The organism is Acidimicrobiales bacterium, from assembly GCA_041394245.1.
In the GTDB taxonomy this organism is placed as follows: domain Bacteria; phylum Actinomycetota; class Acidimicrobiia; order Acidimicrobiales; family Aldehydirespiratoraceae; genus JAJRXC01.
Genome location: JAWKIR010000002.1, coordinates 1373161 through 1393904, shown reverse-complemented (window position 1 = coordinate 1393904; position 20744 = coordinate 1373161). Strand labels below are relative to the sequence as shown.

At 69.0% G+C, this 20744-nt stretch carries 28 protein-coding genes; 18 read left to right on the top strand and 10 right to left on the bottom strand.

Going from position 1 to position 20744, the window contains the following annotated elements:
- Window positions 1-4 precede the first annotated feature (4 nt).
- Complete coding sequence (locus R2707_07080) at window positions 5-526, top strand: hypothetical protein (GenBank protein ID MEZ5244841.1); 522 nt, start codon at window positions 5-7, stop codon at window positions 524-526.
- Window positions 527-906: 380 nt separating this feature from the next.
- Here R2707_07080 and R2707_07075 read toward each other — a convergent pair whose 3' ends face one another.
- The 4 genes from R2707_07075 to R2707_07060 form a co-directional block, all read right to left on the bottom strand.
- Window positions 907-1710, bottom strand: a complete 804-nt coding sequence (locus tag R2707_07075; protein MEZ5244840.1) for a hypothetical protein — start codon at window positions 1708-1710, stop codon at window positions 907-909.
- A 261-nt stretch (window positions 1711-1971) separates the two neighbouring features.
- Window positions 1972-2295, bottom strand: a complete 324-nt coding sequence (locus R2707_07070) for a type II toxin-antitoxin system PemK/MazF family toxin (GenBank protein ID MEZ5244839.1) — start codon at window positions 2293-2295, stop codon at window positions 1972-1974.
- Window positions 2289-2846, bottom strand: a complete 558-nt coding sequence (locus tag R2707_07065) for a ribbon-helix-helix domain-containing protein (protein ID MEZ5244838.1) — start codon at window positions 2844-2846, stop codon at window positions 2289-2291. The genes R2707_07070 and R2707_07065 overlap by 7 nt, the downstream gene beginning before the upstream one ends.
- A 116-nt stretch (window positions 2847-2962) precedes the next feature.
- On the bottom strand, window positions 2963-3424 hold the full coding sequence (locus tag R2707_07060) for a VOC family protein (protein ID MEZ5244837.1): 462 nt from the start codon (window positions 3422-3424) through the stop codon (window positions 2963-2965).
- A gap of 270 nt (window positions 3425-3694) precedes the next feature.
- Between R2707_07060 and R2707_07055 the strand changes: the two genes are divergently transcribed.
- The gene (locus R2707_07055; GenBank protein ID MEZ5244836.1) at window positions 3695-4645 is read left to right on the top strand and encodes a hypothetical protein; all 951 of its coding nucleotides are present in this window, start codon (window positions 3695-3697) and stop codon (window positions 4643-4645) included.
- Window positions 4642-5139, top strand: a complete 498-nt coding sequence (locus tag R2707_07050) for a hypothetical protein (GenBank protein MEZ5244835.1) — start codon at window positions 4642-4644, stop codon at window positions 5137-5139. The genes R2707_07055 and R2707_07050 overlap by 4 nt, the downstream gene beginning before the upstream one ends.
- Window positions 5140-5164: 25 nt before the next feature.
- Here the strand turns inward: R2707_07050 and R2707_07045 are convergent, their stop codons facing one another.
- Together R2707_07045 and R2707_07040 are read right to left on the bottom strand one after the other, a co-directional pair.
- Window positions 5165-5395 carry a hypothetical protein gene (locus R2707_07045; GenBank protein ID MEZ5244834.1) on the bottom strand — a complete coding sequence of 77 codons (231 nt, stop codon included), beginning with the start codon at window positions 5393-5395 and terminating at the stop codon, window positions 5165-5167.
- 60 nt (window positions 5396-5455) lie between these two features.
- On the bottom strand, window positions 5456-6157 hold the full coding sequence (locus R2707_07040) for a PIG-L deacetylase family protein (protein ID MEZ5244833.1): 702 nt from the start codon (window positions 6155-6157) through the stop codon (window positions 5456-5458).
- A gap of 68 nt (window positions 6158-6225) precedes the next feature.
- Between R2707_07040 and R2707_07035 the strand changes: the two genes are divergently transcribed.
- A complete protein-coding gene (locus R2707_07035) occupies window positions 6226-6696 on the top strand; it encodes a sigma-70 family RNA polymerase sigma factor (protein MEZ5244832.1) in 471 nt (156 codons plus the stop codon).
- A gap of 84 nt (window positions 6697-6780) precedes the next feature.
- Here the strand turns inward: R2707_07035 and R2707_07030 are convergent, their stop codons facing one another.
- Window positions 6781-6981 carry a hypothetical protein gene (locus tag R2707_07030; GenBank protein ID MEZ5244831.1) on the bottom strand — a complete coding sequence of 67 codons (201 nt, stop codon included), beginning with the start codon at window positions 6979-6981 and terminating at the stop codon, window positions 6781-6783.
- Between the two features lie 43 nt (window positions 6982-7024).
- On the opposite strand from R2707_07030, the gene R2707_07025 reads away from it, so the two are divergent.
- The 4 genes from R2707_07025 to R2707_07010 are packed head-to-tail and all read left to right on the top strand — an operon-like array spanning window position 7025 to window position 10974.
- Entirely contained in the window at window positions 7025-8590 is a 1566-nt protein-coding gene (locus R2707_07025) for a hypothetical protein (protein MEZ5244830.1), read from the top strand.
- Window positions 8591-8615: 25 nt separating this feature from the next.
- Window positions 8616-9644, top strand: coding sequence for a hypothetical protein (locus R2707_07020; GenBank protein ID MEZ5244829.1), 1029 nt, complete (start codon window positions 8616-8618; stop codon window positions 9642-9644).
- Window positions 9641-10600 carry a phosphotransferase family protein gene (locus R2707_07015; GenBank protein MEZ5244828.1) on the top strand — a complete coding sequence of 320 codons (960 nt, stop codon included), beginning with the start codon at window positions 9641-9643 and terminating at the stop codon, window positions 10598-10600. The genes R2707_07020 and R2707_07015 overlap by 4 nt, the downstream gene beginning before the upstream one ends.
- A complete protein-coding gene (locus R2707_07010; GenBank protein MEZ5244827.1) occupies window positions 10597-10974 on the top strand; it encodes a DUF6285 domain-containing protein in 378 nt (125 codons plus the stop codon). Before R2707_07015 ends, R2707_07010 begins: the two co-directional genes overlap by 4 nt.
- A gap of 38 nt (window positions 10975-11012) precedes the next feature.
- Here the strand turns inward: R2707_07010 and R2707_07005 are convergent, their stop codons facing one another.
- Window positions 11013-11969 carry an AraC family transcriptional regulator gene (locus tag R2707_07005; GenBank protein MEZ5244826.1) on the bottom strand — a complete coding sequence of 319 codons (957 nt, stop codon included), beginning with the start codon at window positions 11967-11969 and terminating at the stop codon, window positions 11013-11015.
- Window positions 11970-12117: 148 nt separating this feature from the next.
- On the opposite strand from R2707_07005, the gene R2707_07000 reads away from it, so the two are divergent.
- Genes R2707_07000 through R2707_06985 form a run of 4 tightly spaced genes read left to right on the top strand, consistent with a single transcriptional unit; the run spans window position 12118 to window position 14285 of the window.
- The gene (locus tag R2707_07000) at window positions 12118-12528 is read left to right on the top strand and encodes a DUF4345 domain-containing protein (protein MEZ5244825.1); all 411 of its coding nucleotides are present in this window, start codon (window positions 12118-12120) and stop codon (window positions 12526-12528) included.
- On the top strand, window positions 12525-12953 hold the full coding sequence (locus R2707_06995; protein ID MEZ5244824.1) for a PPOX class F420-dependent oxidoreductase: 429 nt from the start codon (window positions 12525-12527) through the stop codon (window positions 12951-12953). The genes R2707_07000 and R2707_06995 overlap by 4 nt, the downstream gene beginning before the upstream one ends.
- 54 nt (window positions 12954-13007) lie before the next feature.
- Window positions 13008-13835 (top strand): MerR family transcriptional regulator, encoded by an 828-nt coding sequence (locus tag R2707_06990; protein MEZ5244823.1) that lies wholly within the window; start codon window positions 13008-13010, stop codon window positions 13833-13835.
- A gap of 54 nt (window positions 13836-13889) precedes the next feature.
- Window positions 13890-14285, top strand: coding sequence for a nitroreductase family deazaflavin-dependent oxidoreductase (locus tag R2707_06985; protein ID MEZ5244822.1), 396 nt, complete (start codon window positions 13890-13892; stop codon window positions 14283-14285).
- A gap of 40 nt (window positions 14286-14325) precedes the next feature.
- On the opposite strand, the gene R2707_06980 is transcribed toward R2707_06985, so the two are convergent.
- Window positions 14326-14910, bottom strand: a complete 585-nt coding sequence (locus R2707_06980; GenBank protein ID MEZ5244821.1) for a TetR/AcrR family transcriptional regulator — start codon at window positions 14908-14910, stop codon at window positions 14326-14328.
- Window positions 14911-14987: 77 nt separating this feature from the next.
- Between R2707_06980 and R2707_06975 the strand changes: the two genes are divergently transcribed.
- Window positions 14988-15443, top strand: coding sequence for a nuclear transport factor 2 family protein (locus tag R2707_06975; protein MEZ5244820.1), 456 nt, complete (start codon window positions 14988-14990; stop codon window positions 15441-15443).
- 10 nt (window positions 15444-15453) lie between these two features.
- Window positions 15454-16398 (top strand): hypothetical protein, encoded by a 945-nt coding sequence (locus tag R2707_06970; GenBank protein ID MEZ5244819.1) that lies wholly within the window; start codon window positions 15454-15456, stop codon window positions 16396-16398.
- Window positions 16399-16408: 10 nt separating this feature from the next.
- On the opposite strand, the gene R2707_06965 is transcribed toward R2707_06970, so the two are convergent.
- Window positions 16409-17488 (bottom strand): phosphotransferase family protein, encoded by a 1080-nt coding sequence (locus tag R2707_06965; GenBank protein MEZ5244818.1) that lies wholly within the window; start codon window positions 17486-17488, stop codon window positions 16409-16411.
- A 91-nt stretch (window positions 17489-17579) separates the two neighbouring features.
- Between R2707_06965 and R2707_06960 the strand changes: the two genes are divergently transcribed.
- The 4 genes from R2707_06960 to R2707_06945 all read left to right on the top strand — a co-directional run bounded on the left by R2707_06960 (window position 17580) and on the right by R2707_06945 (window position 20735).
- Window positions 17580-17957, top strand: coding sequence for a hypothetical protein (locus tag R2707_06960; GenBank protein MEZ5244817.1), 378 nt, complete (start codon window positions 17580-17582; stop codon window positions 17955-17957).
- A gap of 74 nt (window positions 17958-18031) precedes the next feature.
- On the top strand, window positions 18032-19012 hold the full coding sequence (locus tag R2707_06955) for a hypothetical protein (protein MEZ5244816.1): 981 nt from the start codon (window positions 18032-18034) through the stop codon (window positions 19010-19012).
- Complete coding sequence (locus tag R2707_06950; GenBank protein MEZ5244815.1) at window positions 19009-19386, top strand: hypothetical protein; 378 nt, start codon at window positions 19009-19011, stop codon at window positions 19384-19386. The genes R2707_06955 and R2707_06950 overlap by 4 nt, the downstream gene beginning before the upstream one ends.
- Window positions 19383-20735: a hypothetical protein gene (locus R2707_06945; protein ID MEZ5244814.1), complete on the top strand. Its 1353-nt coding sequence runs from the start codon at window positions 19383-19385 to the stop codon at window positions 20733-20735. The genes R2707_06950 and R2707_06945 overlap by 4 nt, the downstream gene beginning before the upstream one ends.
- Window positions 20736-20744 lie beyond the last annotated feature (9 nt).

Sequence of the window (20744 nt, the reverse complement as noted above, 5' to 3'; positions counted from 1 at the left end):
CGGGATGACCAACACCCCGCGGATCGAGGGCCTCGAGCCCAAGTTCACCAACGTCCACGACACCGACGACGGCATCCCCTTCATCCCGGTTCGGAGCCAGCGCAATGCCGACGGCACCGAGTCGCACGTGTGGGAGAAGTGGGTGGCGTTCTCGGTCGAGCCGCTGTATCTGGCCCTCTTCGCCCGCTGGGATCCCGGGATGATCGTGCGCCACCACGGCCACTGGAGTCCCCACACCCTCACCGTGCTCAAGGGCCATCTCACCTGTGGTGATGTCGAGCTCGGGCCCGGCGGTCACATCGAGCTGCCGCTCGGCGCCTCGTTCGGCCCGTTCGTGGCCGGCCCCGAGGGTATGGAGGCCTACGAGGTGATGATGGGCGACCCTCGCTCGTGGAGTGACGACGAGGACTCGATCCACGAATGGCTCTCGGCCCGGGGTGCCGTGCAGCTTCCCGATCCGCCGATCGAACTGCCCGGCGGACTCGAGGACCTCCGCGCCGTCTTCGCCAAGGGAGCCGACGAGTAGTCGACCTGCGGCGCGCAACGACGCCCGGTCGAGCATGTGCGTCGCGGCCGGGATCGCTCGCGGGCGCCGGTCCACCCGGGCGACGATCGCCCATTGGTCGCCGGATCTTTGCAGGATCGACTGGCCCGGGGTGGATGTCGTGGTGAAACCGGCAGCACGCCAGCACGAGGTTGGTGAGGTTGGTCGACTCCGCGGTGGAGGGAGCAGCTTCGGATCAACGCAGTCGTTGCACGAAACCCAGCCGTGGCCTTCGGGATCGGTGACGGTGTTCTCCTTGACGCTGTGGTCGGGGGTGTGGGGCGGATCGAGTTCCACGCCAGCAGCAAACAGCCGGTCATGAGTCGCGTCTACGTCGCCAACCATCAGCTCGGCGTTGCGGATCACGCCGGTCTCGTCGCGTCCGCGTTTCCTTTCACGACTCGGGACAGCAGGTAGTGGCCGGTGGAACAATGGTCGACGTGGCCGACACCCGAGCGCGGATCCGGCAGATCCTCGACACATTGCCAGAGGTTCAGACCGAGGCCGGAGGCGAACGCGATCAACATCTCGGTGCTTCGATCCGCAAGAAGCGGTTCGCTTGGTACCTCGACGACCACCATGGCGATGGCCGCGTCGCGATCACCTGCAAGGCTCCCCCTGGCGTCAACGAAGCCAAGGTCGACGCCGATCCCGTGCACTACTTTCTGCCGAGTTACACCGGTCCCAAAGGATGGTTCGGGATCTGGCTGGACACCGACGACGTCGACTGGGATCACATCGAACTCAGCCTCGTCGAGGCGTACCGGATGACTGCTCCCAAGTCGCTCGCGGCGCAGCTCGACCCCGACTGATCCGATGGCGGCGTTGACGATGAGTCGGTGCTGGGTGATGATCAGCTGAGGGCCTTCGGCCGCGACGGCTACATCGTGGTTCCCGGTGCGGTCACCGAGGAAGATCTCACCCGCCTCGATAGCGAGCTCGACGACCTCATCGCTCGCCAGCCCGCGCCCGAGGGCAAGGTTTGGTTCCATCACTACTTCGAGCACCCCAGCCTGCTGCCCGAATGCGACCGGGTATTGCGTGACGGCGGCCTGTTGGCGCTCGCGTCGGAACTGGTGGCGCCGCTGTCGATCGATCGCGCATTCGATCACATCCAGGTCGCGACCAGCATCTACGGCTGGGACCACCAACCGCGAGGCGGCCACATCGCCGGCTACGGTCCCGACCACCAAACCGAGCCCGACACCTTCACCCTCCTCGCCGGTGTCTACCTCGGCGACGAGTCCGAACCCGCACGAGGGAACCTGTGGGTGGTCGGCGTCGCCGGTACGCCCACGCGCGGACCGTGTCGGTCGACCGCCGGTCGAGCCGCGCTGTCGCCGCTGGCGCCCAGAAGGCGCGGTGACCGCACATCGCGGCACCCTTGCGCTCGGCGGACCGCTCGGAAATCGCGGTCCCATCCTGGCTCAGTACACGATGTCCAGTGCGTAGCGCAGCGCCTGGTCCAGGCGGGCTCGGGTGATCTCGTCGAGGTGGCCAACGGGTTCGTCGTCGAGGTCGTTGAGCGGGATGGTGATGACGTTGTCGCAGCTGATGACACACGCCTCGGGGAGTCCGTGCTCGGGGCCGAGCTCGACTTCTGATCGGATACCCCGGATGGTGCGGGTGATCGGTGCACAGGTGACGGCCGTGAGCACCTCGATCGCTGCGGCGCGGGTCAGCACGCAGACTGGCCGACGACCGGCGGGCGGTCCGAGATCGGCCCAGTAGATGTCGTTGCGATCTACCACGCCGGAGTGGTCTCGGCCGCAAGTCGTCTGGCCGACTGAACCAGCGCTGGATCGGCTGGCACGCGGCGGTACGCCGCTCGGAGTTCCCGGTCGGCTGTTGCGAGCCGCTCGGCGTCGAGCACCGCTTGGGCGCCGCGTCGCATCAGCTCTGAACGGTTGGTGCCGAGATCGGCGGCCAGTGCGTCGAGTTGTTCGACGAGGTCATCGTCGAGTTGCACGAGTACTTCACGTCGAGCCATGACCCATATGGTATCCCATATGATGAGCGCTCGAAAACGCGCTCCGTTGCCGTCGACGATCCAGCTGTCGCCGGTGAGCAGTCTTGTCTGTGTCTCGCTCCAAGCCTGCCCGAAACATCCACCCGGCGCCGCCCGGTCGAGCAGACCGACGCATGTCGCCACCCATCGACTGGCGAACCCCAGCGCGAGAGCGGCTCGTTGAAGCAGCAGTTCCTCGCCGGGACGCTCGTCGCCGGGTTTGGGCTCGTAGTTCTCGAAGCGCTGGGCGAACTCGCGGGCGTGGTCGAGGATCTCTTGGATCGACTTGGGCATCAGGTCCCCAGGAAGGCGGGTCGGGCCGCCATGGCGTGAACGATGAACTTGATCCTCTGCGTCCGCGCCGCCGATCTCGAGCCGTGCCTGCCGTCGAGCCTCAAGCGAGAGAATGGTCAGTCGAGGCAGAACTCGTTTCCTTCTGGATCAGCCATCACAATGAATCCGGCGCTCATCGGCGGGGCAGGCTCCTCCCGACGCAGCCGCGTGGCCCCGATCGCGACGAGGCGGAGGCACTCTGTCTCGAGTGCTGCCATTCGCTGATCTCCGCTCAGTCCGGGAGCTGCACGTACATCAAGGTGGACGCGGTTCTTCGCCACCTTGCCCTCTGGCACCTGCTGGAAGAAGAGTCGCGGTCCGTGACCGTCAGGGTCCTCGATGGCCGATCTCGTGTTGCGCTCGCTCTCGGGCACACCGACGCTCGCCAGAAAATCGTCCCACGCCGCGAGCGGGTCAGCGTCCTCCGGGAGGTCGACTCCCGGCGGGCCGGGGTGGACGTAGCCCAGCACTTCGGCCCAGAACGATGACAGCGTTCGTGGGTCGTGGGCATCGAAAGTAACTTGGACATGTCGGCTCATCGGTTCTGCACTCCTCCTGAGGTGTCGGGGTCAATGTTGGCCGATCGGTTTCCCCATCTGTCGATTGGGGACCTTCCTGCCGCTCGTCTCGTCGGTCCCGCGGGCCGGTCCGGTAGCGGCACGTTCCGATCGGGCATCCCCGCATGCGGCACATGCCTCGAGCGGCGACCACGAAGCTGGACGTGAGTCCTGCGGTCCCCACTCGTCTCACGACTCGCGTGTGCGAACCTCGGCCGGGATCGGTCCGGCACCAGGGTCTATGATCCAGGCGTGAGAACGAGGATCCGGACGGCAGCGGCGGTGGCCGCGGTTGCGCTCGTCGCGTCGACGACGGGAGCCGCCGCCCAGTCCGACGAGCTCCGTGCCGTCGAGGGCGAGTGGGTCGGCGCGATCTCCTTCATCGGCGTCGGACTCACCGGGAACACCTACGAGACGGCGGGTGACTTCGCGTTCGTCTCGGCGGGTGGATCGCTCGAAGGGACGTTCCAGTGGTCGACGGTCGGCACGCAGATCGCAGGCGCGGTGACCGGCCCCGATACGCGGCCCCGGTTCGAGCTGACCAGTGTGATCAGCAACGGCACGCCCATCCCCGACGTCCGAGGGGGCGGTGAGGTCGAGCTGTTGGTCGCGACGTGCGAGCGGCTCGAAGGCACGGGTCGCCCCGACCCCGGCATCCCGGTCAGCCAGGACGTGGAGTGGTGGGCACTCCGCCGCGATGCGACCGGCGCGGCCGACCCCGGAGCGTTCTTCGATGCCCTGGGCACGTTGCAGGCCGAGGTGGGCCTGACGATCGACGACCTCGAGTCGGGGCGAGTGATCCTCACCGCCGCCTTCGCCGACCTGGAGGCCGCGATCGCGGATGCCGAGCGAATCGGTGCCCAGCTCGACCGCACCGAGGGATGTGGGCTCGAGTTCTACCGATCGCTGGTTGCCGCTCAGGTCCGACGCTTGCTCGACGTCTTGTTCGCCGACTCCGACATCCCGGCCCACCGAGTGAGTCTCGTGCTGGGGATGGCCGTCCGCGCCGGCCTTCTCGGAAGCGGCGCCGAGGGCGGGAACCCCGATCTCGAGGCTGCGGCCCGCACGCTGCTCGAACAACGCATCGCCGACGCGAGCGACGAGAACGACGCGACAGGCCTGACCTACCTGGCCCTGATCGCCGAGGACCTGGGCTACGACGACCTGGCGGCCCAGGCGCAGACGGCAATGGAGGCGGGATGATGCTCCTCGGTCGCGTCCTCGGCATCGTGTGCCTCGTGGCCGTCGGGTTGGCGGCCTGTGGCGACGACGGCGGTGGTGGCGCACCCGCGCCATCGACCACGCCGACCGATCCCGTAGTCACGAGTGGTGAATCCGAGCCGCCGACGACACTCGCCGAGAATGGCGCCGGTTCCGGCGATCTCCGGGCGGCACTGATCGCCGGAGGGGTGGGCGAGATCACGCTCCATTCGGCGACCGAAGGTGGACCGCACCCGACACTCGCCTGGGATCCCGTCGAAGGGGCGACCGGATACCAGCTCTTCGTGCACGATGGCGAGGGCAGGCCGTACTGGGCGTGGAGCGGGTCCGACACCAGCACGCGTCTCGGCGGCGGTGACCGGGTCGAGGCGAACCAGACCGCGTTGTTGCACGAACCGATGACCTGGAGTGTCGTGGCCTTCGATGCAGAAGGCGGTCTGGTCGCGGTCAGCGCGGTCGCGCCGGTCGCTCCGTAGCGGTCAACCGGGCGAGCCCGAGCGATCAGCCGAATCGCTCCCATGCGGCCTGACGGCTCATGCCGAGGCCCACACCGATTCGAGCCCAACTCACCCCTCTCGAGCGCAGAAGGTCGACGAGACCCCGGAGGCCCTGCGACGAAGCCTCCACGAGGTCGACCGCCGGCTGCAGCCGGGCGATGAGCTGCTCGTCGTCATCCCCGTCGAACCCGGGGAAAGGGGTTGCGGGGTCGGCGAGGATGCGACCACACGCCATGGCGCGTCGATCACAGATTCGAGTCCCCGACCAACGGCGAGGGGGTGCGGGCATCGACTCTCAGACGAAGACGACCTCGAAGGCGACGGCGAGGTCGAAGGGGGAGTTCGCGCCCGTGCGCTCGGCCGCGCCGCGCAGGAAGGCATCCGGATCGGGCGGGTCGTCGAGCGCGTCGAGGTAGACGCGATGGCAGGCGAGCGACGCGACCCCCCGGTCGATGGTGTCGGTCACGTCGACGCAATGCCCGGATTCCGGCGACGCACCGAACGCCACGAACCGGACCCCCGGCCAGGCCGGACCGGCGTCGGGGAACAGCCATTCGTTCCCCGCGTCGCGCGCCGCGTCGAGCAGGGCCCGACCCACGTTGCGATGGTCGACGTGGTTCCACGACGGCCCGCCCCAGGAGTCTCGGTGGTTGATGCTCACGAGGACGTCGGGCTTCGTCGCCCGGATCACCTCGGCCAGATCTCGCCGCAGCGCCAGGTCGTTCTCGACCAGTCCGTCGGGGTGGCCGAGATAGCGCAGGTCGTCGACGCCGACCGCCGCGCACGACGCCTCCTGCTCCGCCCGCCGGAGTCGTGTCGCCTCGGCCGGTTCCATCCCGGCGATCCCGGCCTCCCCCGCGGTCACCAGGCAGTAGCCGACCCACTTCCCCTGGTCCGTCCAGCGGGCCACCGCACTGGCCGCGCCGTACTCCATGTCGTCGGGATGGGCGACCACGGCGAGCGCCCTGGTCCAGTCTTCGGGCAACGGTTCGAGCATGTTGCGAGCCTAGGGGTGCAAGAAACCACGGTGCTCGTGCGTCGTTGTGTCTGATGGACGAGGTGGTGATGGAAGAATCGGCGCCGGTGATGACCGAACCAGAGGTCGAGGCGTTGTATGCGTCGGAACGGGTCGGTCTCGTGCGTCTGGCGTTCCTCATGACGGGCTCGATCGAAACGGCCGAGGACGTGGTGCAGTCGGCGTGGGCCGACGTGTTGCCCCGACTGGCCGACGCCGACCGGCCGGGCGCGTACCTCCGCACCGCGGTCGTCAACGAGGCCCGCTCGCGGCTGCGGCGCCGTCGACGAGCGCCGCGGCTCCCGCTGCCCGTCTCGGCTCACATCGACGACTCGGCGGTGGAGCTCTGGGACGCGCTGCGGCGGCTCCCCGAACGGCGACGGGTGGCGGTGGTCCTGCGCTACTGGGGTGACCTGTCGACCGATGAGATCGCCGAGGCCATGGGCTGCCGGCCAGGCACGGTGTCGTCGCTTGTCCATCGAGGAATCGACTCTCTTCGCAAGGAGCTTGGTGATGACTGACGAATCCGACTTCGAAGCGCGCATTCGCCGCGACCTCGACGCAATCGCCGACGCAATCCCGGACGTCTCCGCGGAGACGCTTTCTCAGTCGGAGAACACGACCTCGTCTCGAACGCCGTGGTTGGCGGCAGTCGCGGCCAGCGCGGTCCTCATCGTTGGGGCCATCTGGGCGCTGAACGACGACGGCTCCGAATCTGGGCCGACTGACGTGGTGGCGAGTTCGAGCACGAGCGCGGCGCCGACGTCGACCACGACGACAGCGAATTCCACAACGACGTCGAGCATCGAGGCCGCGCCGCCGTCGGAGACCGGTGCTCACCGGATCTGGATGTCGACCTCACTCGTGAGCTCGGACCGCGCCGACGTGGTCTTCGCCGTTACCGGACCGCCCACCGATCTCCCCTACACCGTGATGACCTTCGTCGACCGCTGGGACGGCGAGGGGTGGGTGGGCGAGAGCTTCCTGAACTCGTGTCTCGACAGCGGGGACTGTTGGGGTGAGTTCGGCGACGACGCGGACAGGGGAAGTCCTCGCATCGGGCTCAACATCGATTCGACCGGGGTCGGGCCGGCCGAGTACGTCCGCTTGTCCGGGCTCGACGAAGGGTGGTATCGGCTTCGGAAGGACATGGACATCGCCGATGGCGTCGCATCGGGAGAGGAGGTCGCAACCGCAGTCTTCGAGGTGTCCGACGCGGTGTCGGCCGTCGCCGCACCGGCGCCGGAGCTCGGCACCGACCGGCTGATCGTCACCCCGGTAGTGACGGGCACGGGCGGGTCGAGAATGAACGCGACCGTGACGGTGTCCTCGGCGGTGGTGACCCCCACTCTCGCCCTCTACCGGTACGAGGCCGGGGCGTGGCGGTTCGTGGTCGATTTCACGACGTTCACCGCCGGGGCGCGGGCGGGGAACACGGTCGACCTCCGGGCTCCCGCGTTGCCGCCTGGCGCCTATCGGTTGAGCTCGTCGAGCACCCGGGACACGGTGGTCGGACGCTTCTGGGTGTCCGAGGAGATCTCCTCCCCGGTCACCTGTCCTGGGGTGCCCGACCTGGTCGAACTCCTCGGCACCGACGGCGAGGCATTCGGCGAGGCAGCGGCACCGGGTGGCGAAGTACGGCCGGCGTTCGAGCAGGGCGGATTCCACGTGCAGTGGGAGTCGCCGGAGTCGACGGTCGTGTATTCGAATCCGGTCGGCGGCGTGCGGGACCTCGTCGGGGAACGCACGGTGGCCGAGGGACCGGTGATGCTCTGGTACCGAGACGACGCAGTCGAGGCGTGGGTGCAGCTGCCCGGCTGTGCCGACGAGGATCCCGTCACCGCCGGTTTCACCGTCACCGGTGGCAGCGAGCAGGAGAACGTCACGCTGGCGCTTCGCCTCGGCCGGGAACTCGCCCGCCGCGAGAATCCCGACTTCGCGGCAGCAACGCGGACCGACTGTCCGGGGCCGGATTCGCCCGACCCGGACACGCCGAATGCGGTGCACGACGTGTGGCTGTACTGCCGGACGAGCGCGGACCAGGAGCCTGAGCTGGTGCCGGTGCCGACGATCTTCAGCCCGGGCGACCCGATCGAGGCCGTCATCCGGCGGAGTCTCGGCGATCCGTGGAACGGACTCGAGAGTGCGATCCCCGTCGAACTCCGAGGCGCGCAGACCACGGTCGAGATCAACGACGGCGTGTTGACCATCGATTGGGGATGGGACTTCTCCGTCTCACCGATCGACAACCTCGGCACGTCCACGTGGTCGGGGAGGATTATCGATCAGATCGCGGCCAATGCGTTCCAATTCGAGCAGATCGATGCCGTCGACCTCGGCAACCTGCCGTTCGATCATGGTGGGGAGTTCGTCTACACCCGCGAACAATGGGAGCAGTCGCAGGCCGAGAACTAGGGTCGCGGCTGACCCAGGAGTTCCCATGGCCGACAAGAAGATCGTCACCGTCTTGCATCCCGAGGACGAATACACGCACGAGCCCGATCCGGTGCCCAACTACAACGAGTCGATGTACCTCAACGGCTTCGACCTCGAACGCGAGGTCGGTGCGTGGTTCCGCATCGGCAACCGGGTCAACGAGGGCTACGCGGAGATGACCGTCTGCATCTACCTCCCCGGCGGCCGGGTGGCGTTCCTCTACGGCCGCCCCGAGATCGACAACAACGACGAGATGAGGGCCGGCGGCCTCGAGATCAAGGTCGTCACCCCGTTCGAGCACCTCGAGATCAACTACGACGGCAAGGTGTGTCTGCTCGAGGAACCCGAGCAGATGGCCAACCCGCGGGAAGCGTTCAAGACGAATCCGTTCGTCGAGTGCGAGGTCCGCCTCGACGTGACCGGCGTGTCGCCCATGTACGGCGGCCTGCCCCAGTACGAGGACGGCACGCCGATCGAGGTCGACGCCGAGAACAGCTTCGCCAAGGCCCACTACGAGCAGCACACCGCGGTGAAGGGCACGATCCGGGTGGGCGACGAGATCATCGAGCTCGACGGCCTCGGGCTGCGCGACAAGTCGTGGGGCCCCCGCTACTGGCAGGCCGTCAGCTGGTACCGCTGGCTCCCCATGATCTTCGGGCCCGACTTCGCGATGATGCTCTCGATCACCGACAACGGCGACAAGACCCGCTACGGCGGCATGGTGCTGGAGGACGGTGAGTACCACCACATCCGCGACTGTCGCATCGAGTCCGACTGGGACGACAACCACTACCAGACGGGCATGCGCTGCTGGGCGAGGACCGACCACAAGGAATACGAGGTCACCGGCGAGGTCATCTCCATGATCCCGTTGCGCAACCGGCGCACGACCCCCGACGGCGAGCAGCTCCACACCCGCATCACCGAGGCGATGACCCGCTACGAGTGCAACGGCCGCAAGGGCATGGGCATGAGCGAGTACCTCGATCAGATCGTCGACGGAACCCCGGTCGGCGCCGACATCGCCACGTGAGCGACGAGCTCGCCGGTGCGCTCGGCGCCGAGCTCGGCGCCACGATCTCCGACCTGAAGCGGCTGTCGGCCGGCGCCAGCCGCGAAACGTGGGCGTTCACCGCCGACGGCGAGCCGCTGATCCTGCAACGGTCGCGGTTCGCGGCCGCACCCGGCACCGGGGCCGACGAACCCGCCGTGCTCCGCCACGCGAGCGCGGGTGGGGTCACCGTGCCCGAGATCGTCGCGTCGTCGTCGGGCGACGATCACCCGATCGGGGCCCAGTTCACGATCACCCGCAGGCTCGAGGGCGAGTCGATCGCCCGCAAGATCCTCCGCGACGACGAGTTCGCCGTGGCCCGGGAACGTTTCGTCGCCGACTGCGCCCGCGAGCTCGTCGCCATCCACGCGCTCGACCCCTCGCCGCTCGAGGGACGCGTGCCGACGATCGCCGACCCGGTGGCGGCCCAACGCGCCACCTACGAGATGATCGGCGACCCGCACCCGGTGTTCGACCTGGCGTTCCGGTGGCTCGACGAACACCGCCCCGACCCGCGCCCGCCCCGGCTGGTTCACGGCGACTTCCGCATGGGCAACTTCCTCGTCGGCCCGTACGGGATCACCGCCGTGCTCGACTGGGAGCTCACCCACCTCGGCGACCCCGTTGAGGATCTGGGCTGGCTCGTCGCCCGGGCGTGGCGGTTCCGGGGCCCCGGCGAGGTGGGGGGTCTCGGCACCCGGGTCGAACTGCTCGAGCGCTACGCCGCGGCCGGCGGGTTCGAGATCCCGCCCGCCGAACTGAGGTGGTGGGAGGTCCTCGCCTCGCTGCGCTGGGGTGTCATCACCATGTTCATGGGTGGCGAGCACCGGAGGGGAAGCTCGCGTTCGGTCGAGCAGGCGACGATCGGGCGACGGGTCGTCGAGACCGAGTACGACGTCATGCTGCTCCTGCTACCCGAGTTGCGCGAGGCCGCATGACCGAGCCGGCGCCCCGCACGAACTGGCCCCACGACGTCCCCGACGCGCAGGAGTTGGTGGAAGCCGTACGCGACTACCTCCGCGACGACCTCGGTCCCCGAGCCGAGGGCCGGGACCGGTTCCTCGTGCGAGTCGCGGTCAACGCTCTGTCGATCGCGGCCCGCGAGATCGCCGCCCTGCCGACCGACGCGGCGGCCCACGCGGCCCGGCTCGCGGCGCTCGGTGTCGACTCCGAACAGGAGCTGAGCGCGGCCATCACCCGCGGTGACCTCGACGACCGCCGGGTCGAGCTGGCCGAGCTGCTGTGGGCCACCACCCTCGACAAGCTCGCGGTGGCCAACCCGTCCTACCGCGACGAAGCGGCGGAGCCGTAGTCCCGTGGGTCGTGGCGACGGCGAGCCTCGGCGATCGATCAGCCCGCGTCCCTGCGGGTGTGCCCCGGACTCGTGCCGAAGGTGCGCTTGTACGCTCGGCAGAACGACGCCTCCGACTGGTAACCGACGCGTGCGGCGATGGCCGCAACCGGGTCGGTGGTGTCCCGAAGCTGTTCCCGGGCCCGGTGCATGCGCCAATCGGCCAGATAGGTCATCGCCGAGACGCCGACGATGCGGGTGAAGCGGGCCGAGAACGCCGACCGCGACATCGCGCTGGCCCGCGCGAGCGACGCTACCGTCCAGGCCTGGTCCGGCTGCTCGTGGATGAGCTGGAGGGCCGGGCCGATGCGAGGGTCGCGCAGCGCCGCGAGCCACCCGGTCTCGGCCGAGGGGGACGAGTCGATCCATGCCCGGATGGCCTGGATCACGAGGATGTCGGCGAGTCGGGTGATGACCGTGTCGCCGCCCGGGCGGAGCTCGCGTGCCTCGCGTGTGATGAACCGCAGCGTGTGGTGCAGCCAGCTCGAGTCGTCGTCGCGCCAGGCGTCGATGTGGATCAGTGAGGGGAGTTGGGCGACGAGCTGATGGGCGATGGCGTGGTCGAGGCGCACCACGCCGCAGGTGATCTGCGTCGCCGCGCCACCCCCGCCGAAGCTGACGGACTCGTATCGTTCGCTGTGGGCGACGACCGGCAGGTCGAAGAGCTCGATGGCCGTCGCGTCGAGGTCGCTGCGCACGCGGTGGGGAGTGCCATGCGGGATCAGGGTGAGGCTGCCCTGCTCCAACCGGCGCGGTTCCGACCCGTCGATCTCGAGCCAGCAGCTGCCCTCGGTCACGATCTCGAAGACCATGGCGTCGTCGAACTCCGGGAGATCGACGCCCCACGGCGCGGTGAAGTCGGCCCGACAGTAGAGGGTGCCGGTCAGCCGGAGCATGTGCAGGATCTCGCCGAGGGGGTCCGCCGATGGTGGGGGATTGATCGTGGCTGCGCTCACGGGTCCACTGTCGTGGAGGTCGACTCGGCCGTCAAGGGTGGACGATCTGCACATGAACATGGACGCGATGACATGGACAATCCAGCCGGCTGACTCCATGGTGGATCACGTGCTCATCCGGGCACGGGGATCCGAAAGGAACACAATCATGAAGTCCACGAGACCCATCGCGGTCGTCCTGGTCATCGCGGGGCTGGTCGCCCTGCTGATCGGGGGTGCGTTGCTGGTCGCGCCGGCATCGTTCCACTCGTCGAGCGGCATCGACCTCGGCGGCGACGTCAACCTCCTCAACGAGACCCGTGCACCCGGCGCGTCGCTGGTCGCGATGGGCTCGTTGATGCTGCTCGGCGTGGTGGTCGAGCGGTTGCGGTTCGTCGCGCTGGTCGCCGCCGCCGTCCTCTACGCGTCGTACGGGGTGGGCCGACTCGCGTCGTGGGCGGTGGACGGCACCCCGCATTCGACACTCGTCGTCGCCACCGGTGTCGAGCTCGCGATCGCGGCGGCCGCTGGTTGGGCGTTGGCGTCGTCGCGCCTCGAGGTCGAGGCACGGCGACCATGACGGGCCTGGCTCAGGAGCGATACCTGCTGGTGACCACCTTTCGGCGCGATGGCGCCCCGGTGCCGACGCCGGTATGGGCGGTGCCGGTCGAGGACGCCGCGTTCGGCTTCTACACCAGCTCGGCCACCGGCAAGGCGAAGCGGCTCGCCCACACCGATCGGGTCGTCCTCCAACCGTGCGACATGCGCGGTCGGACCCGGAAGGGGACCCGGCCCGTCGACGGTGTCGCCCGCCTCGTCGGCGGCGACGAACTCGCCCGAATCCGAGTCCGAGCCAACGAGAAGTACGGCGCCGCCACGACCATCGTGCGTTGGGTCGACCAGATCAAGTACCGCCTCCGAGGGAAGCCGTACACATATGGCGATCTGGGTGTGGTGGTGTCGCTCGACCCGGCCGGGCCCGGCGCTCGGCGACGAACGGCTTGACTCTCCCGTCGGGGGAGAGCCGAGGATGGGCCACGGAAAGGAGGAACCGTCACGATGAACATCGACAGGATCCCGATCGGCCGGTTCTCGCAGATGAGCCGACTGTCGATCAAGGCATTGCGTCTCTACGCGGACCAGGGTCTCCTGGTGCCGGCCTGGATCGACCCGGCCACGGGCTACCGCTACTACCGGTCGGGCCAAGCCAACCAGGCCGAGGCGATTCGGATCCTGCGGGCGGTCGACATGCCGCTCGACGAGATCCGCGAGCTCCTCGCGGCCGACGGGCCCGACGCCGTGATCAAGCAGCTCGCCGTCCACCGCGAACGCCTCGAGGCACGGCTGGACGACCAGGCTCGCATGCTGCGGTTCCTCCAACGTCTCATCAACCAAGGAGGAACCGTCATGCCCTATGACGTGACCATCAAGTCGGTCCCGCCGCAGCGGGTCGCCAGTTGGCGCACCCGCACCGATCTCAGCAGGATCGGTGACGACATCGGCCGGGGGTTCGCGGCCGTCGTCGGTGCGTTGACCGAGCACGGCGTCCAACCCGTGGGCAATCCATTCATCGTCTACCACGACGTGATCGACGAACAGACCGACGGTACGATCGAGGTCTGCATCCCCACGCCCGACGGCGTGGGGGACCAGCGCCCCGTCGGCGATGTCGAATGGAACGAGATCGCGGGAGCGACTGTCGCGTCGACGACGCATCGTGGCCCCTACGACGAGATCGCCCCCGCCTACCACACGGTCACCGGATGGATCGAGGAGCACGGCCACCGCATGCAGGGGCCACCACGCGAGCTCTACCTCAACGACCCGCAGACCGTCATCGCCGAGGATCTCCTCACCGAGGTCCAATTCCCGATCGCCCCGGGCTGACCGCCGGCGGCGACCCGTCCAGGAGCCGGCACCGCCGGCGGTGAGGAGTCGACCATGCCGATGCCGTTGTGGTGGGGCAGGATCAACAAGCGGGTGTTCAACCCGCGAGCGCTGCGAAACGATCGGTGGCAGGTGATCCACCACGTCGGGCGCAGCACCGGCCGTGAGTACCGCACACCGCTCGAAGCCGTCGCCGTCGACGACGGTTTCGTCTTCACCCTCGTGTACGGGTCGCGATGCGATTGGGTGCGCAACGTGACGGCCGCGGGCCATGCCCGGCTCGAGGTCGACGGCTCCGTCGTCGACCTCGTCGACCCGGAGGTCATCGACGCCACCGAGGCCTACGCCCTGCTGCCGGCCGGCACCAAGCGTCCCCCGGGCTTCCTGCGCATCGACGAGTTCCTGCACATGCGAACCGCGTCGGACGACCGCGCACGGGCCGGGCAGTAGGGAACGGGCCGCAGGTCAGCGACACGGTGGCCGTGGCCGCTCAGCGGTGGGTCGCCTGGGCGACCTCCTGCGCGACGAGTTCTCGGATCGAGCGGCCGGCGGCGTCGAGCGGCGCGGTCGAGCGCTGCGTCCGGCACAGCACGAACATGCCTTCGACGGTCGCGACGAACACCTGGGCGAGCGCGCCGGCGCGCTCGTCGGAGAGGCCGGCGCCGACGAGATGCCGGGCCGCCGCGTCGATCCAGGAGTCGAAGACACCGGCCGCGGCGATGCGCAACGGCTCGCTGGTGTTGGCCACCTCGCGGGCCACCGTGCCGATCGGGCACGGGTCGATGAAGTCGGACTCCTCGAGCACAGCCGCCGCGCCGGCGAAGAAGTCGGCGAACGCCTCGGCCGGGTCCGAGGCTTCCCGCGCGATCGACTCGAAGAGCTCCCGATAGATCGCGCCCGTCGTCTCGACGACGGCGACGCCGAGCGCCTCCTTGCCGCCGGGGAAGAAGTGGTAGATCGATCCGATCGTGGCGTCGGCCGCCTCCGAGATCTGGCTCAGCGTGGTGCCGTTGTAGCCGTGGCGACGGAAGAGCTCGTTGGTGGCGACGATGATGCGGTCGCGGGTCCCGGCCATCCCGGCAGTCTAGAACATTCGTTCTAGACGCCGGCACGGCCACGTCCTAGAGTGATCGTTCTAGACCTCGGGAGGACATGATGTACAAGGCCGCGATCCGGGCGTTGCTGCGTCACGGCATCGAGCGACTCAACCAGGGCGACTACTCGCTGTTGCTGAAGCTGGCCCATCCCGACTTCGAGTTGGCGTTCCCCGGACACAACTCGTGGGCGACGATGTTCCGCCCCCAGCAGACCGGACGGCACCGCCACGTCACCCACCGCGGCACCGCCGAGGCGATCGCCTTCGCCGACCGCTTCGTGGCCGAACGGATCCAGTTCCGGATCGAGGACATCCTCGTCAACGGTCCGCCGTGGAACACCCGGATCGCCGTCCGGATCCACGAGTTCATCGTCGACCCCGGCGGCGGCGCCGACGTCTACGCCAACCGGGCCGTGCTCTTCCTGGAGGCGCGCTGGGGTCGGCTCCTGCGCTGGGAGGACTACGAGGACACCGAACGCGTCGCGGCCTGGGACGCCGCCACCGCGGAGTAGCGTGCCGGCCATGGGGCACCCCGACGACGAGTTCCACCCGCCGACCAGCGACGACCCGTACTGGACGGAGACCTGTTGGTTCACCTTCACGGTGCCGGAGCGCCTGCTGTCGGGGCAGCTGTACCCGTTCTTCCGTCCGAACCAGAAGGTCACCGCGGGCGGCGCCTACTTCTGGAACGAGCAGGGCAGTCAGCCGTGGAACGTGCTCCACGCCAAGAACTTCTGGCACCTGCCGCTGCCCGATCAGCCACTGTCCGACATCCGGCTCCCCAACGGCATCCGCTACCGCTGTGTCGAACCGCTCCGCACCTACGAGATCGCCTACGCCGACCCCGACGGGGGTGACGAGATCGATGTCGCCCTCACCTTCACCGCCGTGGCCCCGCCCAACTACCTGGGCGAGTCCCATCTCGATCAGCCGGGTCGCTACCAGGGCACGATCCGCCTCCTCGACGAGGAGTTCGCCGTCGACAGCTTCGGGTTCCGGGACCGTTCGTGGGGGGTGCGGCCCCAGTTCGGTCAGGGGCTCACCAGTTCGCCGGCCCATCGGGGTGGCTACAGCTACGCCACCGCGTCGGCCGACGACGGCTTCCACGCGATCACCATGGACTTCGGCGACGGGTGCATCGGCATCCACGGCTACGTCATTCGTGAGGGCGAGTGGTCGAAGCTCGTCTCGGCGCGGCGAGAGGTGCTCGAGCGCGACGACGAGACCGGCGCGCCGACCCGGGTCGTGATCGACATCACCGACGAGGCAGGGCGCGACATCCGCGCCGAGGGACGGTGCCGCAACCGGCTCGGCGTGCACCTCAACCCCAACCTGTTCACGTGGAACTGCCTCACCGAATGGACCTTCGACGGGGTCACCGCCTGGGGCGAGGACCACGACAACTGGAGCGCGCCCGCGGCCCGGCGCTTCTTCCGCGACCGGCTCGGCTACGGGAGCCGGCCCTGACCGCGCCGGCTCACGACCGCGGGAGGATCATGTCGAGGCACACGGTCGCCGGGTTGTCGAGCCAGATGGTCTGATCCGGTGGCAGCATCCCCCGGTCGACCATGCGGTTCATGACCCGCACGACGATGGCGGTGTAGCGCACCGCGGCGAACACCTCGTAGAACGTGGTGTCGCCCACGTCGCGGCCGAGACACGACGCGTAGTGGTCGCGCTGTTCGTCTCGCGTCGGCTCGCCGGGGAGCCGGTCGACGCCCATGGTCTCGTGCGACCAGTGGTCGAACATCAGCCACCAGCCGAGATCGAACTCGGGGGGCGCGATCGAGGCCGCCTCGAAGTCGGTGACGCACACGCCCCGGAAGTCGCGCCAGATGATGTTGCCGGGCCGGGGGTCGCCCCAGCTCAGGCACACCTCCGGCTCGGCCGGCACGTTGGCCCGCAGCCACGTCATGCCCTCGTCGAACAACGGGTGCACGCGGTCGCCGAGGCTGCCCCGGCAGTACCGCTCCCACACGTCCATCTGGCGGACCGTGCCCGGCTCGGTGCCGGCCGGGGCCAGCCATTCGAGCCCGGCGGCGCGCCAGTCGATCGTGTGGATGTCGGCGAGGATCCGCAGCCCGTCGAAGAGCATGTCGCGGCGCTGCTCGGGTGTCGCGTCGACGAAGAAGCCCTCCTGCGTGTAGATCGGGCTCTCGATCGGGACCTCGCCGTCGACGAAGCCCATCACGAAGAACGGCGCGTCGAGGATCGAGCCGTCGGGCTCGAACCCGACGAGGGGGGCGAGGGGCACGGTGGAGTGGCGGGCGACCGCGTCCATGACGCGGTACTGGATCTCGATCTCGACGTCGAGGTCGGACTGGGCCGGATAGACGGGCGGCTCGGGTGTCTCCCGGCGCACGACGTACTTCTCGGTCGCGACCGACGCGTCGCGGGTGACCTGGGCGGTGAACACGGTCGTCTCCGCCGAGTAGCCGCTGCGGGGCGGGGAGAACTCCTCGATCTCCACCGCCTCGGCCCCGGCGAGGTGGGTCTGCATCCAACCGGCCAGGGCGGTCCGGTCGATCTCGGGCACGGTACCGATGTCATCGCTCATCGGGCCGAACCTAGTGCCGCGACCCGGAGGTGGTGGTGCCCTTCCCCTAGCTGGTTCTGGTAGCGGACCCGCGCTTGCTACCGTTGCGCTCGTGCGTGGACGTTCCGTCTCCGAGGCCTGTCGGGCCGGGTGGATGATCCTCGCCCTTCTCGCGATCCCCGTCCTGACCGTCACGTCGGTGGCGCTCGTGGCCGATGTCGCCTCGACGACGAACCCGGTCGCTGCGGCGGTCGGTGTTCCCGCGACCCTGGCGGGCCTGATGGCCGGTGCGGTGGTGTTCCGGCTGGCCCGGGTCGTCCACTCGGGGTCCGTCGCGGTGCGGGCGCTGTTCGCGGCGCTCAGGGGCGAGGTCGACCGACAGGTGCTCGCGCTGAGTGCCCCGCTGGTCGCCGGTGTCACCCGGCGTCCGGCCCCGTTGCTCGTCCCGTCCCGGGTGGGACGACGGGGACCTCCCCGGATCCGTCGATAGACGTCCACGCCCTCCACCGTGTGGTGGTCGGCGTCCCGCTACGTACGCGAACCCCTCGAACCGGAGAACTCACCATGCGCAACCGCGCGATCCTGCGGCTCCTGGCCGCGCTGTCCGTCGTCGCCCTGCTCGGCGCCGCCTGCGGCGATGACGACGACACCACCACCACGGCCGACGACGCGGCCGCCGCCGATGACACGGCCGATGAAACGGCCGATGACGACATGGCCGACGACGACATGGCCGATGACGACGGCGAGCATGACCACGATGCCGACGGCGAGCACGACCACGACCACGATGCCGACGGCGAACACGACACCGCCATGACCGACGGCGACGCGACCGACGAGCACGATCACGGCGTGGTCGACGTGCCCGCCGAGGGCGCGCCCACGGTCGACGTCGAGGTGTTCGCCGATCCGGCCGGCGGTGTCGACATCCACGTGCTCACCGACGACTTCACCATCGCGCCGCGGGCGGCGTCGACCGACCATGTCGCCGGCGAGGGGCACTTCCACCTCTACGTCGACGGCGAGAAGGTGCTGCGGTTCTACAACGAGTGGATCCACTACGCCGGCGTGGTGGAGGGCGACGTCGACATCGCGGTCGAGCTCTCGGCCAACGACCATCGCGCCTACGCCGTCGACGGCGAGCCGATCACGGCCCGAGTGACGTTCACCGTGCCGCCTCACGACCACGACAGCCACAGCCACGACGAGGCCGCGCCCGTCGAATTCGTCGGCGACGCGCCCACGATCGCGCTCGAGGTGGTCGACGACCCGAAGTCCGGGTGGAACGCGTTCGTCACCGTCGACGGCATGGTGCTGAGCCCCGAGCACGCGTCGGGCGAGCACGTCGACGGGGAGGGTCACCTCCACATCTATGCCAATGGCCAGAAGCTCGGTCGCCTGTACGGTCCGGCCACCCACATCGCCGCGCTGCCGGAGGGTGAGGTGGAGATTTCGGTGGTCGCGTACACCAACGACCACCAGCCCTACGTGGTCGGCGGTCAACCGATCTCGGCCGCGACCACGGTGACGGTGGCGTCGTGAGATCGCGCGTCCTCCTCGTCGTGGCCCTGGTCCTCGCCGTCGCGCTGTTCGTCGGCGGGTGCGGCGACGACGGCGGGGCGGCGGATCCCGCGCCCTCGTCGGGCGATGCCGCGGCCGATGTCGTGATCGCGCTCGACGTCGTCGACGGCGACCTGGTGGGTGGGTCCCGCCAGGAGAACGTCGCGCTCGGCGACTCGGTCGAGGTCGTCGTCACGGGCAACAGCGACGACCAAGTGCACGTCCACGGCTACGACCTCTACGTCGACCTGGTCGACGGCGAAGGGTCGACGACGTTCGACGCCCTGATCCCGGGGACGTTCGAGATCGAGCTCGAGGGCTCCAGCCGGCTGCTCGTGCGAATGACCGTGTCGTGATCGGCAGCCTCCTCGCCCACGGCATCGGTGGGCGCACCGATCTGCCGCTGCCGGCCTGGCAGCTCGCCTGGGCCGCCGGGTTCTCGGTGGCGATCTCGTTCGTGGCCCTCGGCGCGTTCTGGGAGCGACCCCATCTGGAGGCCGCCGCCCGGGGCCGGGCCCTGTGGCACGCGGTCGGACCGCCGGCTCGCCTCCTCGAGGCACTGCTCAAGCTGATCGGGCTGTTCCTCTTCGGTGTCGTGCTGTACGCGGCGTGGGAGGGCAACCCGAACTTCGCGGTCAACATCTCGGGCGACGCGTTCCTGATCTGGTTCTGGGTCGGCCTCCAGTTCGTGTCGGCGGTGTTCGGCGACGTGTGGCGCGCCTTCAACCCGTACTTCACGATCGCCGACGTGGCCGCGTGGGTGAAGAGCCGGGTGACGGGTGCGGAGATCTCGGCGATCGACCACGGCGAGGGCACGCTGTGGCCCGCCGCCGTCGCGATCTTCGCCTATCTCTGGTTCGAGCTCGCCTACCGGTCGATGTGGTGGGAGGCCGACGGACAGTCGGCGGCCGATCCCCGGGCCATCGCCGTGTTCCTCACGATCTACAGCGCGGTGATGCTCGTCGGCGCTGCCGTGTATGGCCGGGGCTGGGTCCGGTGCGCCGACGGCTTCGCCGTGCTCTTCGCCAAGCTGGGGGCGTTGGCGGTGTTCCACCTCGACGAGGATCGCCGGCTCCGTGTCCGGCCGCCGCTCGCCGGTCTCGCGACGCTGAAGCCGACCGTCGGCATGGTGCCCTTCATCATCGTCGTCCTGGGGAGCACGACCTTCGACGGTTTCACCCGGAGCTCGCTCTGGTTCGACATCGCCGGAGACTCGGTCGGATGGGATCTCACCGTCGTGAGCACGATCGGGCTGCTGTCGATCGTCATGCTCGTCGGACTGGCCTACGTCATCGCGATCAACCTGATGGGGGGCGTGACCGGTGATGCGCCCGAGGAGCTCTCGGCCGTGTTCGGGCCGACACTGGTGCCGATCGCCGCCGCCTACGCGGTGGCGCACTACTTCAGTCTCCTCGTGCTCGACGGCCAGCGGATGTTCATCCAGATCTCCGACCCGTTCGGGCGGGGCTGGGACCTCTTCGGCACGAAGGACTACACGATCAACTGGCTGCTGGTGTCGCCCGACACGATCGCCTGGGTCCAGACCCTGGCCATCGCGGTCGGGCACGTGCTCGCCGTCGCCGCGGCCCACGACCGGGCGATCTCGCGCTACCCCCACGCCGTCGCCGTTCGTTCGCAGTACCCGATGCTCGGCGTGATGGTCCTCTACACCGTCGTGGGTCTGTTCCTGCTCCTCGGGGCCTGACCCCGTCGG

Coding starts and splice junctions, on each gene's coding strand:
- R2707_07080 (MEZ5244841.1), top strand. CDS start 5: ATGACCAACACCCCGCGGATCGAGGGCCTCGAGCCCAAGTTCACCAAC.
- R2707_07065 (MEZ5244838.1), bottom strand. CDS start 2,846: ATGCCCAAGTCGATCCAAGAGATCCTCGACCACGCCCGCGAGTTCGCC.
- R2707_07060 (MEZ5244837.1), bottom strand. CDS start 3,424: ATGAGCCGACATGTCCAAGTTACTTTCGATGCCCACGACCCACGAACG.
- R2707_07050 (MEZ5244835.1), top strand. CDS start 4,642: ATGATGCTCCTCGGTCGCGTCCTCGGCATCGTGTGCCTCGTGGCCGTC.
- R2707_07045 (MEZ5244834.1), bottom strand. CDS start 5,395: ATGGCGTGTGGTCGCATCCTCGCCGACCCCGCAACCCCTTTCCCCGGG.
- R2707_07040 (MEZ5244833.1), bottom strand. CDS start 6,157: ATGCTCGAACCGTTGCCCGAAGACTGGACCAGGGCGCTCGCCGTGGTC.
- R2707_07035 (MEZ5244832.1), top strand. CDS start 6,226: ATGGAAGAATCGGCGCCGGTGATGACCGAACCAGAGGTCGAGGCGTTG.
- R2707_07030 (MEZ5244831.1), bottom strand. CDS start 6,981: ATGCTCGACGTCGTTGTGGAATTCGCTGTCGTCGTGGTCGACGTCGGC.
- R2707_07025 (MEZ5244830.1), top strand. CDS start 7,025: ATGTCGACCTCACTCGTGAGCTCGGACCGCGCCGACGTGGTCTTCGCC.
- R2707_07020 (MEZ5244829.1), top strand. CDS start 8,616: ATGGCCGACAAGAAGATCGTCACCGTCTTGCATCCCGAGGACGAATAC.
- R2707_07010 (MEZ5244827.1), top strand. CDS start 10,597: ATGACCGAGCCGGCGCCCCGCACGAACTGGCCCCACGACGTCCCCGAC.
- R2707_07000 (MEZ5244825.1), top strand. CDS start 12,118: ATGAAGTCCACGAGACCCATCGCGGTCGTCCTGGTCATCGCGGGGCTG.
- R2707_06995 (MEZ5244824.1), top strand. CDS start 12,525: ATGACGGGCCTGGCTCAGGAGCGATACCTGCTGGTGACCACCTTTCGG.
- R2707_06990 (MEZ5244823.1), top strand. CDS start 13,008: ATGAACATCGACAGGATCCCGATCGGCCGGTTCTCGCAGATGAGCCGA.
- R2707_06985 (MEZ5244822.1), top strand. CDS start 13,890: ATGCCGATGCCGTTGTGGTGGGGCAGGATCAACAAGCGGGTGTTCAAC.
- R2707_06980 (MEZ5244821.1), bottom strand. CDS start 14,910: ATGGCCGGGACCCGCGACCGCATCATCGTCGCCACCAACGAGCTCTTC.
- R2707_06975 (MEZ5244820.1), top strand. CDS start 14,988: ATGATGTACAAGGCCGCGATCCGGGCGTTGCTGCGTCACGGCATCGAG.
- R2707_06970 (MEZ5244819.1), top strand. CDS start 15,454: ATGGGGCACCCCGACGACGAGTTCCACCCGCCGACCAGCGACGACCCG.
- R2707_06965 (MEZ5244818.1), bottom strand. CDS start 17,488: ATGAGCGATGACATCGGTACCGTGCCCGAGATCGACCGGACCGCCCTG.
- R2707_06955 (MEZ5244816.1), top strand. CDS start 18,032: ATGCGCAACCGCGCGATCCTGCGGCTCCTGGCCGCGCTGTCCGTCGTC.